This window comes from Flavobacteriales bacterium (assembly GCA_020635855.1).
In the GTDB taxonomy this organism is placed as follows: domain Bacteria; phylum Bacteroidota; class Bacteroidia; order JACJYZ01; family JACJYZ01; genus JACJYZ01.
In genome coordinates this window covers 1727954-1742872 of sequence record JACJYZ010000002.1, presented here as the reverse complement: position 1 = coordinate 1742872, position 14919 = coordinate 1727954, and the positions used below count along the sequence as shown (strand labels likewise).

At 51.1% G+C, this 14919-nt stretch carries 10 protein-coding genes and 1 pseudogene; 7 read left to right on the top strand and 4 right to left on the bottom strand.

The features are described from left to right. Positions 1–46: 46 nt before the first annotated feature. Positions 47–3313, top strand: coding sequence for a T9SS type A sorting domain-containing protein (locus tag H6585_07150; protein MCB9448103.1), 3267 nt, complete (start codon positions 47–49; stop codon positions 3311–3313). Between the two features lie 57 nt (positions 3314–3370). Here H6585_07150 and H6585_07145 read toward each other — a convergent pair whose 3' ends face one another. Genes H6585_07145 through H6585_07130 form a run of 4 tightly spaced genes read right to left on the bottom strand, consistent with a single transcriptional unit; the run spans position 3371 to position 9830 of the window. Further along, on the bottom strand, positions 3371–5629 hold the full coding sequence (locus H6585_07145; protein ID MCB9448102.1) for a tetratricopeptide repeat protein: 2259 nt from the start codon (positions 5627–5629) through the stop codon (positions 3371–3373). 18 nt (positions 5630–5647) lie between these two features. Next, a complete protein-coding gene (locus tag H6585_07140) occupies positions 5648–7555 on the bottom strand; it encodes a hypothetical protein (GenBank protein MCB9448101.1) in 1908 nt (635 codons plus the stop codon). After that, positions 7552–8559 (bottom strand): hypothetical protein, encoded by a 1008-nt coding sequence (locus tag H6585_07135; GenBank protein MCB9448100.1) that lies wholly within the window; start codon positions 8557–8559, stop codon positions 7552–7554. The genes H6585_07140 and H6585_07135 overlap by 4 nt, the downstream gene beginning before the upstream one ends. Before the next feature lie 35 nt (positions 8560–8594). Further along, positions 8595–9830, bottom strand: a complete 1236-nt coding sequence (locus H6585_07130; GenBank protein MCB9448099.1) for an MFS transporter — start codon at positions 9828–9830, stop codon at positions 8595–8597. A 544-nt stretch (positions 9831–10374) separates the two neighbouring features. Between H6585_07130 and H6585_07125 the strand changes: the two genes are divergently transcribed. The 6 genes and pseudogenes from H6585_07125 to H6585_07100 all read left to right on the top strand — a co-directional run bounded on the left by H6585_07125 (position 10375) and on the right by H6585_07100 (position 14892). Continuing rightward, on the top strand, positions 10375–11127 hold the full coding sequence (locus H6585_07125; protein MCB9448098.1) for a hypothetical protein: 753 nt from the start codon (positions 10375–10377) through the stop codon (positions 11125–11127). Positions 11128–11450: 323 nt separating this feature from the next. Then, complete coding sequence (locus H6585_07120) at positions 11451–11957, top strand: transcriptional regulator (protein MCB9448097.1); 507 nt, start codon at positions 11451–11453, stop codon at positions 11955–11957. 45 nt (positions 11958–12002) lie between these two features. Then, on the top strand, positions 12003–12368 hold the full coding sequence (locus H6585_07115; protein ID MCB9448096.1) for a hypothetical protein: 366 nt from the start codon (positions 12003–12005) through the stop codon (positions 12366–12368). Between the two features lie 75 nt (positions 12369–12443). Then, positions 12444–12806 (top strand): annotated as a pseudogene (locus tag H6585_07110) (hypothetical protein). 71 nt (positions 12807–12877) lie between these two features. Next, positions 12878–13792, top strand: coding sequence for a TIGR01777 family protein (locus H6585_07105; protein MCB9448095.1), 915 nt, complete (start codon positions 12878–12880; stop codon positions 13790–13792). A 131-nt stretch (positions 13793–13923) separates the two neighbouring features. After that, the gene (locus tag H6585_07100; protein ID MCB9448094.1) at positions 13924–14892 is read left to right on the top strand and encodes a hypothetical protein; all 969 of its coding nucleotides are present in this window, start codon (positions 13924–13926) and stop codon (positions 14890–14892) included. Positions 14893–14919: the final 27 nt, after the last annotated feature.

The window sequence follows — 14919 nt, the reverse complement described above, 5'->3', positions numbered from 1 at the left end:
TCATGTCATGATGTTGGCGACGGGGACAACGTCCTTTGCGCAAACATTGAATGAAACGTTAGGGACCGGTGCCGGTTCAAACATCACATCCGGCGACTACAATGTCTTCATCGGGGACAGTTGCGGATACAGCAACTCCTCCGGCAGTTATAACTCATTTCTCGGGTATGAGGCCGGATTCAGCAGCACCAGTGGCACGGACAATACCTTCATCGGTTACCAGTCCGGGTATGCCAACACCACCGGAACAGACAATACCTACATCGGTAAGTGGGCGGGTCTGAACAGCACATCAACAGATAACACCTTTGTGGGTTCAGAGGCAGGGATGACCAACACCACCGGGTCAGACAATACGTTTATCGGTGAAACTTCAGGCTACCTGAACACCACCGGTAGTAGAAACACCTTTGTGGGTGAAGATGCCGGTTACAACAACACCAGCGGAAACGAAAACACTTTCGTAGGACGCACAGCCGGTCGTTCCTGTACCACCGGATATCAGAACACCGCGATGGGGAACGAGGCGGGTTACGACATCTCCACCGGCCACCATAATACCGCTATTGGCGACTCAGCAGGTACGGATGTCGGAGAGGGAATCTACAATACCTTCCTCGGTGCAGCGTCCGGTTCGGCCACAGAACATGCAAACTTCAATACCTTCATCGGCGCAAGGGCCGGTTGGGACAACAACCGCACCAACAGCACCAGCAATGCCAACCGCAACACCTACGTAGGTTACTACGCCGGTTACTCCAACCGTGAAGGTGAAGACAACGTGGGCATGGGTTGCAATGCCGACTTCGGCAATACCGCCCGTTACAGGAATTCCTTTTTCGGATCCGACGCCTATGTAAATGCAAACGATATCTGTAGCTTCGGATACAACACATATTGCAATGCCAACTATGGCATGGCCTTCGGTTCCGGATCGGATGTACGAAGCATTTACTCCATTGCCATGGGATACAATGTGGCCATTCCTTCCGGTGCCAATTATTCCATTGGAATCGGAAGCTCTTCCAATCCACGGGGTACATACAGCATCGGCATCGGCGCTTCAACCTACCTCGCTGATTCTGCAGATTACTCCGTGGCCATCGGGTTCAATGCCCAGGGCCTGCATGCAAATACATTCATCATTGGCGGCACCACATCAACAGATAGAATGACCGTGGGCATCGGAACCAGCTATCCCAACATGAATGCTTCCCTTGACCTGGCCGAATCCGACAAAGGGTTCATGATGTCGAGGATGAATGCATCTTCACGTACCACTTTCGGAAGCGGCCTCGGCTCATCCGAACAGGGGATGCTGGTATTTGATACCGACGACAACAGTCTTTACGGATGGACGGGTTCCAAATGGTGGGCCATCGGCGTACAGAACCTGACCCTTCAAAACGACAGCCTCTTCCTGTCGAATTCAAACGACACCATCGATCTCTCCGGTTACCTGGATAACACCGATGACCAAACGCTGTCGCTGAGCAGCAACACGCTGAGCATTGAAGACGGTAACAACGTAGATCTGTCCGGTTACATGGACAACACCGATGCGCAGAACCTGTCGCTGAGCGGCACGACCCTGAGCATCGATAATGGCACAGGTGTGGATCTGTCTTCTTTGCAAGACGGAACCGGTACCGATGACCAGACGCTGACTCTGAGCAGCAACACGCTGAGCATCGAAGACGGGAACAATGTTGACTTGTCAGGTTACCTTGATAATACGGATGACCAGAACCTGACGCTGAGTGGCAACACGTTGAGCATCGAGGACGGTAACAACGTAGATCTGTCCGGCTACCTCGACAACACCGATGCACAGAACCTGTCGCTGAGCGGCACGACCCTGAGTATCGACAATGGCACAGGTGTGGATCTGTCTTCTTTGCAAGACGGTACAGGTACCGATGACCAGAACCTGACCTTGAGCGGCACCACGCTGAGCATTGAAGACGGTAACAACGTAGACCTTTCTTCCCTGCAGGATGGTACAGGTACGGACGACCAGACCCTGACCCTGAGCGGCACCACCCTGAGCATCGAAGATGGAAACAACGTAGACCTTTCTTCCCTGCAAGACGGAACCGGTACCGATGACCAGAACCTGACCTTGAGTGGCAACACGCTGAGCATCGAGGACGGTAACAACGTAGATCTGTCCGGTTACATGGACAACACCGATGCGCAGAACCTGTCGCTGAGCGGCACGACCCTGAGCATCGATAATGGCACAGGTGTAGATCTGTCTTCATTGCAAGACGGAACCGGTACGGATGACCAGACGCTGACCTTGAGCGGCAACACGCTAAGCATCGAGGACGGTAACAATGTAGATCTGTCCGGTTACATGGACAACACCGATGCGCAGAACCTGTCGCTGAGCGGCACGACCCTGAGCATCGACAACGGTACCGGCGTGGACCTGTCTTCTTTGCAAGATGGTACCGGTACCGATGACCAGACGCTGACCCTGAGCGGCAACACGCTAAGCATCGAGGACGGTAACAACGTAGATCTGTCCGGTTACATGGACAACACCGATGCGCAGAACCTGTCGTTGAGCGGCACGACCCTGAGCATCGACAACGGCACCGGCGTTGACCTGTCATCCCTACAGGATGGAACCGGTACCGATGACCAGACACTGTCGTTGAGTGGTACCACGCTGAGCATTGAAGATGGCAACAATGTGGATCTCTCTTCTTTGCAAGACGGTACCGGTACCGATGACCAGACGCTGACCCTGAGCGGTACCACCCTGAGCATTGAAGATGGAAACAACGTAGATCTTTCTTCTTTGCAGGATGGAACAGGCACGGACGATCAGAACCTGACTTCCGCTACCCTGACCGGTACCACCCTGCAGATCGACATTGAAAACGGTTCTTCCGTTTCTGTGGATCTGGCACCGCTGCTCACCGATCTCTACAACAAGATCAGTGCACTGACCGATCGCCTGGATACCCTGGAAGCACGTGTGACCAATTGCTGCGGTCCGACTGCCATCGATCCGGTAAATCCGAACGGTACACAGCCAAACAAAAGCACCTTGTTGCAAAACATTCCGAATCCCTGGTCACAAAACACCCAGATCAGCTTCTACATCGACAAGTCGGTGAAGAGCGCTTCGTTGCAGGTGTTTGATGCCAGTGGTAAACTGGTTCGCAAGGTTGCCATTAACACCCGTGGTTACGGTTCGGTGGAACTTGATTCCAAGACCTTTGCTCCGGGTACATACATGTACAGCTTGAGCCTGGACGGACAGCAATCTGAAGCCCTGAAAATGGTGCTTGACAGATAAGCCTGTTTACTGTTAAAACTGAAAAAGCCCTGCCTTTCCGGCGGGGCTTTTTTTATGCTATCTGGTTTGTGTCAGTTGGTGCTGCCGCTCCCTGTCCTTAGCTGCAAGTGCCGGACGTCCGGTTTCGTCATACAGCATGGCGCGCATTTCATACAACACCGGACTTGTCGGGTTGAACGACAGGGCGGTCTCCACATCCTGCATGGCCATATCAAACCTGCCCATGGCGCGCCAGAGTGCGGCTCGTTCCTGGAGGGCAGGGATGTCTTTGGGCATCCGGTTCAGGTAACGGGAAAAATCCTGTATTGCAAGATCCTGTTCTCCCATTTCTTTGAATAGCAAGGCCCGGTTGTAATAGCCGAGTGCATAGGTGCTATCCGATTCAACAGCCATGTTGAGATCGCTCAGACTTTTCCGAAGTTTGCCGGTGTTCAGATAGATCAGGCCCCGGTTCACATAAGCTTCGGTGTGATGCGGATTCAGCTGAATGGTTTTGTTGAAGTCTGCCAGTGCTTCTTTCAATTGATGCCTGTCCATTAAAATACATCCTCTCCGGTAGGCTGAAATGGGAAGACTGGGATTGAGTTCAAGTGCTTTGCTGAAATCAAGGAGGGCCACATCGGGTTCGTTCATGTCCAGCCGTGTCAGTGCACGTTCTTGGTAGAAAGAACCCTGGGCAGGAGCCATGTCAATGGCTTCATTGAGATCCGATAATGCCTGTTGGGGTTGGTTGTTGAGGTGGTATAGGTGGCCGCGGTTGAAGAGGGTGATGGGGTCTTTTTCCAGTTTGAGTGCATGATTGAGATCCGCGAGCGCTTTGTCATAGTCGTGCGATGCAATCCAAAGCAACGCCCGGTTGGTATAGGCATTCGGAAATGTGCTGTCTATGCGTATACAAGTGTTGTAGTCATTCATGGCATCCCCGTACCTGCCCATGGCTTTGTACGCCATGCCGCGGTTGTTGCGGGACTCTACAAAGGTTGAGTCGAGTTCGATGCTTTTGTTGTAATAATTGAGTGCCATGTCCCGCCGCCCCGTTCGATCATAGTACAGCGCCAGGCTGCCATAACCAAAAAAGTGATCGGGGTCATTTTGGATCACTGCCGTCCACAATGTTTTACCATTTTTCCAGACGGTGGCTCTCCGGTTGGAGATCCAGGCTAAGCAAAGGAAACACACACCGATCAACCCCCAGGTGAGTTGTTTCCGGAGAGGATTGTGAATGAACCGTTCAGGCTTGAGTTGAGCCATGCCGGCCACGAACAAGCCGAAATAAGGCAGGTAGGTAAATCTTTCCGCCTGCATGGTGATACCGAACGGAATCAGTTGCAGTGTGGGGGCAATGGTGAGCATGAAAAATGCAAGACCGAATCCGGCCATATGTTTTTGCCGGATCCATCGGTAGCCGAGATACATCAATGCCAGAACCAGCAAGGACGCCAGGTAGTAGTGCCATGGAAGAGCTCCGTGATAAAACGATGGGGGGAACGGGTGATAGGCACTGAGATGAATGGGAACGATGCATTTGAACAGGTACGTGAGAAGGTTATGCGATGCAACAAACACATTCAGATAGGAAGGAACGTCTGTGAAGTGATCCAGGGCATGTCCCTTTTCCTGACCCGCATAGGATATCCATATGAACAAGAAGGCAAGGATCCAATATGCAGTCTTCCGAACGGACATTTGTATCATGTTGCGCCGACCGAATACATAGTCGATCAAGAGAAGAACCACCGGTAATGTAATGGCAACACCTTTTGACAGCAGGGCGGGAACAAAGAAAACCAAGCTCAGGTGACGCTTCCATCCGTGGTGAATACACGTGGGTGAATGCCACCTGGCATAGGAGATCAGTGAAGCCAGGTAGAACGCCGTCATCAGCAGGTCCTTCCTGGAAGATATCCATGCAACTGTTTCCACATGCATGGGATGGATTCCAAACAACAGGGCCACGCAGGCAGATTGCCAGTAAGATTTCAAGAAGTAACCAGCCAACACAAACACCAGTGCCGTATTCAGCAGATGCAGCAACAGATTGGTGATGTGAAATGGAAAAGGACTTCCGTTGCCTGTGCGCCAATCGATGGCCCATGATAGAAGCACGAGCGGGTTGTACGAACCGTTCACCTGGGGCGTAGTGAAGATGTCAGATACTTGTTGCCACGAAATACTGTGAACCAGCATATTGTCCAGGATGTATGCCGGATCGTCCCATGTCACCCAACCATTGTACAAACAGGGCCATAGCACAAGGGCAGTGATCAACACCACACCGGCACACCATCCCCATTTTGAGAAAAGCAATTGTTTCACGCGATTCATGTATGTCTTCTAGTTGTCTTCACCCGAAGCGAACAAGGTTTTTATTTCATCCAACCGGTCCTTCTCTATCAACCGTTTTCTGACCTCCTGCATCACCGGACTGGCGGGCCACTTGCGAACATATTCGGTTGCCAGTGCCAAAGCATCCTGGTACAATTCGGCTTCCAGTGCACAATGAATGGCAATGCTTCTGGCCCTTTCGTCCGATGGGTATTGTCTGTCTGCCAATTTCAGGGCGGCATAATAAGCTTCTTTGAATTGATGCAGTTCGAAGTGTGCTTCCATCCGGTACAACCAAAGGTTTTTTCCAATGGAGTCGTAATAAGCTACCTGGTCAAGCACCTGGAGTGCGCTGTTGTATTCCTTGCGACTACGGATGAGGTGCTTGGCTTTCAGGGACAGAATCCAGCCATATTCGTAATCCACATCCGGCGTGGCCCACGGTTGTAGTTCGGTCAGTACCTTTTCCCTGCGTTGCTCGCGTACATCCTCGCTTTCCTCAAGGCTCAAGGCATCATCCAGCCGCCGGCTCGACCATTCGTAGTATGCTTTGAAATTGTCTTTCATGAGTACTTCCAGTCGTTGCGACAACCATTCGGTTTTGGCATTCACACATACAACCGGGAGGAGGAAAAGTGCGAACATACCCGCCCATCGTGTGTGAATGGGGCGGAGCAAATCTCCCTTCATGGTTGCTGCAGCACCGGTTACCAGCAAGGCAATCCCCGGGATGGAAAACAGATCCGAGTCAAAAGGCATACCCAGCAGCGGATTGATCATGAAGAAGAACATGATGAATGTGACCACCGTTCCGAAAAGGATCAGTAGGTGTGGCGTGGGTTTTATGGTTGCCCTTTGACGTGCCAAAAGTCCAATGGCCATCCATGCGGCGGGTGACCATATCCATAACTGATTGAGGTAGTCGGTAAGGTGCGCAACCGACAGAAGGTGGTAGCGATGGAGGGGCGGATCGGGTGGAAGCAAGGGCAAGAATAAATGTTCCAATCCGCTTTTCACATTCGTCATGCTTCTAGAGTCGTTGTAATCGCCGAATACAAAAAAGTACAGAACGAGTCCGCCAAATACCAGGGGGAGTAACCAGAACCGGATGGCATTTTTCAAGGTGAAGTAGCGGGACGTAGCAGGTCGGAACAGGATGATGGCAGACAGCATCCAGGCAGGTACAAGTAGCAACGCCGTGTTGTGAAAACGCAAGGCCATCAGCAACACCACAAGTGATAGGGACAGCCACCTTTTGCTCTGGCGGATATGCGCCATTGAAAGCGACATAAGAAAGAGCCCCTGGGAAAGAATGACGATGGGATAGAACTCAAGGTGCCGGAAGAATATCCACATCCATGGTGCGCTGCATCCGGCGATCGACCAGAACCACCTGGCCATTTCGGAAGTTTGCGTGTTGCGAATGAACAGCATCCATGCAATCATCAACAACACACCGCATACAAGGCCGATAACGCCGAATGCATGCTCATAGCTGGTATGGAATAGCAGGGCCACACCGTTCGCAACGGCAAGACCAGCCAGTTCCGGCGCCCATACGTTCAGCGACCCGGAAAGCAGAGATGCTTTTGCCTCAGGTTGCATTTGGGTGGGAACCTGGTCTTTGAAGGCGTTCACTTTGAATCCATCGCCATAATAATCATGGGCGATCGGAAACAGGAGGATGAGGGCGGTGATTACAACAGGCAGCAACCAACGGGTACTGTTTGGTATGTTCGGGTTTGAACGAATGGGTAGAAAGATGAGTGTGGCACAGGCGGCCCAGAACAACAACTGGTCTGCTACGGGCAAAAGGGTAATTTGATGAAATGCCCAGGTTCTGCCGGGGAAGAGATACAAACACCCTGCAGCCAGCACAAGAAATAGAATGCCCCAAGCCTTCCGTTTGCTTTTCATGGTTGTGTTTGGGTTTGCACCCTGTGGCCAATGACTTGGGCGATGCTGCGTATGCTTACCATGTTCAGTGGGAATTCAACAAAGATGTGAAGGGTGCTGAGGAAGGTGACCGATAGGATGCCGATGCGGTAGTTCCATGCAAACAGGGCGATACATGTCAGCCATATCATCAGAATGATGAGGCTGCGTTTTTTTGTGAGACCCTTGTGCCAGCCGATCACCGTGGTTTTGGAGAACCAGTTCAGGTAATGGTACAGGTAGGCAAAGGCAATGAATATCTGCACTTTCAGGTCGGCAACCTCATAAAAGAAAAAACCCTTGCCGTTTGAAGTGCCGATCCATTTTCCAAGTGTGGCACCGAGTATATGAAAGCGGGTATCCAGGAAAGCCTGCTTGGTAAGATCGGAGAAATGGTACCAGTCGGATCGCACGGGGATAAACGAGATTACCAATGGAACAGCAGCCAGGCAAAGGATGCTGATCATACCTGTTTGGCTTTTGTCCTTCAGTACACCGAACAGCATGAACAACCCCGTGAACACGTACACATGCACCACGGAAGGCAGGAACAGACCCATCCATATGTTATAGGTCAGTGAACTTCGCAACAGAACCGCCAGGATCACCGCCATGCCGATGGTGATCCAAAGCTGGTAGGGTTTCTTGGTGAAGACGAGTCCGCCCGCTGTAACAAAAGCGATCAGGATGGCGGCGTTGATCCAGGTGAAAAGCGCTGCAACATGTTCCTGCAAGTCTGAAAGGAATGGCAATTGCAGGAGGTAGGGGAGGGCGAAGGCCAGGGCAAGAACTGCGAACAGCCAAAACCATCGCTTGTCTCCCACAAAGTACTGGCGTTGTTCAAGCCAGCTGATCTCTGTCAGGTAATGCAGCGGCCCTAAGATGGCGAATGCAATCAAGAACAGTTCGAATGGCAACAGGCAGGCCAATATCAGGGAAACGGCAATCAGGCCGATGTTCAGAAGATGGACGCCTTTTGTTTGCATGGTGAAAATGGTCACGCAAACATAGCCAAATTTGACTATTGGGGATCTTCCGGTAAATCGGATGGGTGCACTTCCTTCCGTAACATCCGTTTAAGAAAATAAAACATCCACGCAGCTACCAGGAGAACACCTGTCATGATGTACCAGGTGACTTCATACCCGAAGAAGTGAATCAGGTGCATGCCTGTATTGTGCCCAAGGATATGTGCGATGCTGAAGATCATGGCGAACATGGCCATGTAGGCGCCAGAGCGTCCGTATGCCGAGCGGTCCATGGCAAAGCGGTTCATGAATGGGAAGTTGAGCATCTCACCCACGGTCATGAAGACTACACCCATAATGGGCAGCCCGATCCAGTGGCCGAGGTTCAGCACCAGGAAGCTGGCGGCGAAGAGCACGGTACTGAAGGCAAGCACACCGATTTGCGAAAAAGCAGGGCGTTCCACGAAACGGATGAGCGGCATTTCAAACACGAAGATCAGGAATCCGTTCAGCCCAAGCAGCAGTCCGATTTCTGCTTCGGGCAGGTGATATACTTCCTTATAATATAAAGGAATGGTGGAGAAGTGTTGTACGAATGCAAAACTTATCAGGATGCCGGTCAGCAAGAACCACATGTACGGCATATCGGTATGGGGCTCTTTGCTGCTGTTGATTTCCGACTCCTGGTTATGATCCGAGTCGCGTTTGTCAAGCAACATGATGAAAAGAATTCCGCCCGCCAATGCGCTGAGTCCATCCACCCAGAAAAGACCGGCATAACCCAGTTGACTGATGATCACACCGCCGATCGCAGGCCCCATGGAAAAACCCAGGTTAATCGCCAATCGGATCAGGGTAACGGCCCGTGTCCGGTTCTCCGGTCTGCTGTAGGTACGCATGGCCACAAAGAGTGCGGGCCGCAACGTATCGGCCACGCACATCAGGAAAAAGACCCCGGCGCAGATGCCTCCGATCGTTTTCAGGTATTGCAAAGCGATAAAGAAGAATGCCGACCCGATAAGACTTCCCCACATCACCGGGTAAAAGCCTAGCTTATCGGTAAGCTTTCCGCCGAGCCAGGAACCTACGACCGAACCTGCACCGAATGCGGTGAGCACCCAGCCGGCATCTTCCAGGGAAAAACCCAGGTCTTTGGTCAGGTAGAGGGACATGAAGGGAACGACCATGGTACCCGCGCGGTTGATCAGGGTTACCAATGCAAGGAACCACACTTCGCGGCGGAAACCTTTGAATGAGTCGAAATAGTATTTGATGGATCTTGTTAACATGGCAAAAAAAAACCCGGACTGTTTAAAGGTCCGGGTTGTGTATATATGGGATACTAGACTAATGTTCTCATCGTGTACAAACATGACCGGTGCCTCGCTGGCATAGCTTCGTCTGGTAGACGAACTGCCTTTGATCGTTGGATTGAATATGACACCATGTGGTTTGCATGCGGCAAAGATAGGAAGCGGAAAGGAAACGGCAAAAAAAGTCTTAAGTCGTGGGTCTTGAGTCTATAGCAGGCGGTGGTGTGTGAGTGGCGGCCTGCTCCGGAATAATTACGAATGAGAATTGCGAATGACAAATGGGCATCGGTCGGTTTTTGTGGCTTCCGTCAGAAGGGATGTGATTTCTTGCATGGGAAAGAATCTGCATCGGTCCGGTTCATTTTGCATGGCAAATATGTCTACCTTGAACCGGGGAGGGGATTCGTATCCCCCGGACGATGCCCTCTAGCATCTAATGTCTAACATCTAATGTCTAACATCTAATGTCTAACATCTAATGTCTAACATCTAATGTCTAACATCTAATGTCTAACATCTAATGTCCCGCCTCCATTCAACATTGAAATCGCTAACCCATATACCGACCCTGATCATGTTGCTTGCGTCTACGTCTTATGCGCAGACCACAGATGCAGGTGATCAACATCCCGACCTTATTTACGATTGTCAGTTCCACCTGCCCGAAGCACTGGAGCAATGGTACAACCTGAATCATACATCTGTAAATCCTTTCGGCACGTGGACACTTGCCGGCATTTATAAAACACCCGACCGTACATCCGAAAAACGGGGAGACCTTATAGCATTGTACGATTCCACTCAATCCAATTTTGTCCTGCGGTTCACAAACAACGGGAAACAAGTGGTCAGGGAAGTAAGTGATGTGGGCGACTGGGGATACGGCATTCATCTCCATGTGATCAACTACGCAGGAGATTTTGTCAAGCTGCCAGATGCATACTTCGGCGGCGATGCGTGGCTGGAGGTGAAAGGTCTGAACGCCATCACCGCTTCATTCAAGGGCGAAATCGTGTCGTTGTGTGATGTAGAGGCGACAGGGCAAACAACCGGTAAGCAAGTGATCCTGCCGTGCGACAATTACCTCGTTGAAGACATAAAGAACGGCCGGTTCGTGATCCGGAAATCTGTACCAACCGACATGCCCTGTGGCGATATCCTCGAAAACAGCGAGAACCTGGAGGCGCTACCCAGGTACTACCTGCAACCTTTGATGCTTAAAACAAAGAATGGAGACTTCCACATCTCCCTCGCTTACCCCAGGGGTTGCTGAAGACCACCGCTGATCGCTCCGTTCAACGGCCTTCGGGCTTTCCATTTCTACGCGCCCGAACATGCGTTCACCCGTGATACACCCGCCCGGTGGCATACATACGTGTTGCCCGTGCATACCCGAAGGCGGGTATCCATTCCAATCCCGTCTATGCTGGATGGTCCGGGCGTTGTATGATGCGGGTGGTTGTGGATACCAGATTTTAGATATTGGATTTAGATGTCAGACTGTCGCGGCCACTCTTGTGTATGTGACGGTCCGGTAGACTAAAAAATAATTTCAATAATAATTGAAAGTTCGAAAACTATATGTATGTTTGTACCATGGATTACGAAGAAGCCAAACGCACATTCATTCAAACCTGGGGCAGCCTGGGCAGCCAGTGGGGCACCAACCGTACCATGGCTCAGATCCATGCCCTCCTGCTGCTATCTCCGGAGGCATTGTCTACCGAAGACATCATGAAAGAGTTGAACATTTCCAGGGGCAATGCGAACATGAATGTGCGCACGCTGATCGACTGGGGCATTGTTCGAAAGGAATTGAAACCCGGTGAACGCATGGAGTACTTCGTGGCCATCAAAGACATCTGGGAAGTGGCACGCCGCGTATCCAGGGAAAGGAGAAGGAGGGAGCTGGAACCCATGATGCAGGCGGTGAGTGAGCTGAAAGCGCTGAAAGATGACGGAAGAAAAAAGGAAGTACAGGAGTTGAAGAAGATCGTGGCAGACGTGAGCGAATTCTCAGGCAACATCGACAGCATGCTGGTGAAATTTGAAAAGAGTGATAACAACTGGTTCACACGCACTTTCATGAAACTGCTCCAGTGATTTTTTTTGATACAAACTTTCAATAAATATTGAAAATACAATAACATGAATCTTGTCGCATATATGATTTACCTGCCCTTTACCTACCTGATCACGGTACATGTGGGGTGGGTTTTCTACCGGAACGGGGAGGTGTATATACTGGATATGTTTCGCGGTGACAGCAAATCAGCGATCGCCATGAACAAATTGCTGCTTACCGGTTATTACCTGTTAAATCTTGGGTATGCTACGGTGGCACTGGCAGGATGGGGAGATGTTGTGAACTGGCGGATGCTTATCGAGCAGGTCGGGAGCAGCATCGGGGGCATTGTGCTGCTTCTGGCGGTCATGCACTACATCAACCTAGCGGTGATCGCATTGTTAAGTAAAAAGTTGTCCTCCTCGGCCAACGCTACGGAGGGCAAATAAGTCGGAAGTCGTTAGTTAAACCAAATACACACAATCATGGAAACACAAACAATTGAACAAGTGCTCAGGGAGGCACTGGAAAACAAACTCATCGTGCGGGCCTATCTGGTATACTTGCCGGTGGTAATAGGGTTGACCCTCTTCGTATCCCGCATCCTGTTCCGAAACGGCAAGGTCTTTTTGTTGGATATTTTCAATGGGCGGGAGGACATATCCAATTCCACCAGCCGCCTCCTGGAGGTGGGCTTTTATCTGCTGAACATCGGGTTTGCCTTGCTGGTGATGAAAATCGGAACCGGCAGCTATGATCCGATGGACACCAACCGCGAGTTCACCGAAGTACTGAGTTACAAAATCGGCCGGTTTGCGATCTACCTGGGCGTGATGCTGTTCTTTAACCTCTACCTCTTTTTCCGGGGAAAAAGAAAATCGCGCGAAAACCGCATGCGTGCTGAGATGGTCCGCCAGCAAGTGCAGGTACACCCCGTTCCACCCGTTACCGGAAAAAGATGAGACAGATCGTGATAGCAGGCGGCTCCGGTTTCATCGGAAATGCCCTGGTTTCGCACTTCCTTCAACAGGGCGACCATGTGATTGTGCTGTCACGTGGTCGCGGTCCGGAACGGAAAAACCTCACCTGGTGCCGGTGGGACGGTCGCACCGTGGGCGATTGGAGTTTCTACCTGGAGCAGGCGGATGCCCTTATCAACCTATGTGGCCGTTCGGTGGATTGCCGTTATTCTGCCAAGAACAGAAAGGAGATCCTTGAGTCGAGGTTGTTCTCCACCCGGGTGCTGGGAAAAGCAGTAGCTGCTTGTAAACGCCCGCCGGGGGTATGGCTGCAAATGGCATCGGCCACCATCTACCGGCATGCGGAAGACCGCCCGATGGATGAGGTTACGGGAGAGATCGGAAGCGGCTTTTCAGTAGATGTTTGCCAGGCATGGGAAAGGGAATTCAACCAATTGAACCTGCCGGAAACACGCAAAGTATTGATGCGTACTTCCCTCGTATTGGGTCAGAAGGGAGGAGCATTAACCCCGCTGCATCATCTGGTGAGGTTTGGTTTGGGAGGAAAACAAGGAAGTGGTCGGCAAATGTTCAGCTGGATTCACATACACGACCTGGTACGTGCAGTTGAGTTTCTATTGCAACGGGAGCAACTCGCCGGTCCGTTCAACGTAACGGCTCCGGAGCCGTTACCAAACAGGGAAATTATGCGGGCATTGCGCACTGTCAATCGACGTCCTTTTGGCATTTCTCTCCCTGTCTGGGCGCTGGAGGTGGGTGCTTTCTTCATCCGTACCGAAACCGAGCTGATCCTGAAAAGCCGTTGGGTGGTTCCGAAAAGGTTGACGGATGCAGGGTTTCGCTTTGCCTTTCCTGATCTGAAGACAGCCTTGTCGGACATCACCGGACGTTGACGGTCAACCATCCATTGGCATATTCCGCCGGGTATTGTCGAAATGCTACCGCCGGTTGATTGGGGATTTGAACCGACCATCCGCCCGTCTTCCTTTGCGGGTAAAATTCAACCAACCCAAAAACAACCGTTATGAAACTTTCACTTCATGCCGTTGCACTTGCAACCGGAGCACTGTTCTGCTTTTCATTTTCCGCCTACGCCCAGGTAACCACTGCGAGTCCGACCAATGACTACAGCAGTTCGGCTTATGTGGGATCCTCCTCAACCAGTCCGCTGAAAGATATCCTTTTCAAAACCAATGGCACCGAAAGAATACGGGTCGGCGGAACATCGGGATACCTGGGTATCGGAACAACGCTTCCCAACCGAAAGCTGGTAATCAGCAATAGCGGTGCGGAAGGTATGGAAATGCATCCCTGGTCGGGTTATACCCAGATCATCTCTTACAATCGCAGCACCAGTACCTACATTCCGCTGGTATTGCAGGACGCCAACGGCGGTTATGTAGGGATCGGCATCAATACCCCGAAAGACAAACTGGATGTAGGAGGCAACATCCGTCTGAACAACAACACCCTTTACCTGAGAGCCGGTACCGATAACAACCATGGATTGGCATATACAAACACTTTTGCCGGAAAAGCCGTTGATGGTCCTGTTTGTTTTGGATGGAACGGCGGAGTACTCGCTACAAAAAACGGCGGTGATAAGATAGCGCTCAGGTGGGATTCCAACGGCAAGGTTATTATCGGTAATGTGAGTACACCCGGCAACTACATGCTGTATGTGGAAAAAGGCATCCTGACGGAGAAATTGAAAATCGCTTCCTCCACCACCTCGTACTGGGCCGACTATGTATTTGCACTTGACTACCAACTGAGATCCATTGAAGAATTGGAAACTTTCGTCAAAGAGAATAAGCACCTTCCGAATGTGCCATCAGCAAAAGAAGTTGCCGCAGATGGGATTGATATTGCAAAGATGGACGCAACGCTGTTGGAGAAAATCGAGGAACTCTCGCTGTATGTCATCCAACTCAAAAAGGAAAACGCGGAACTGGTGAAGCGACTCGATAAGATTGAAAACAGGTCCTTCTGATTTACGGGAATTCCAAAACACCCTTTT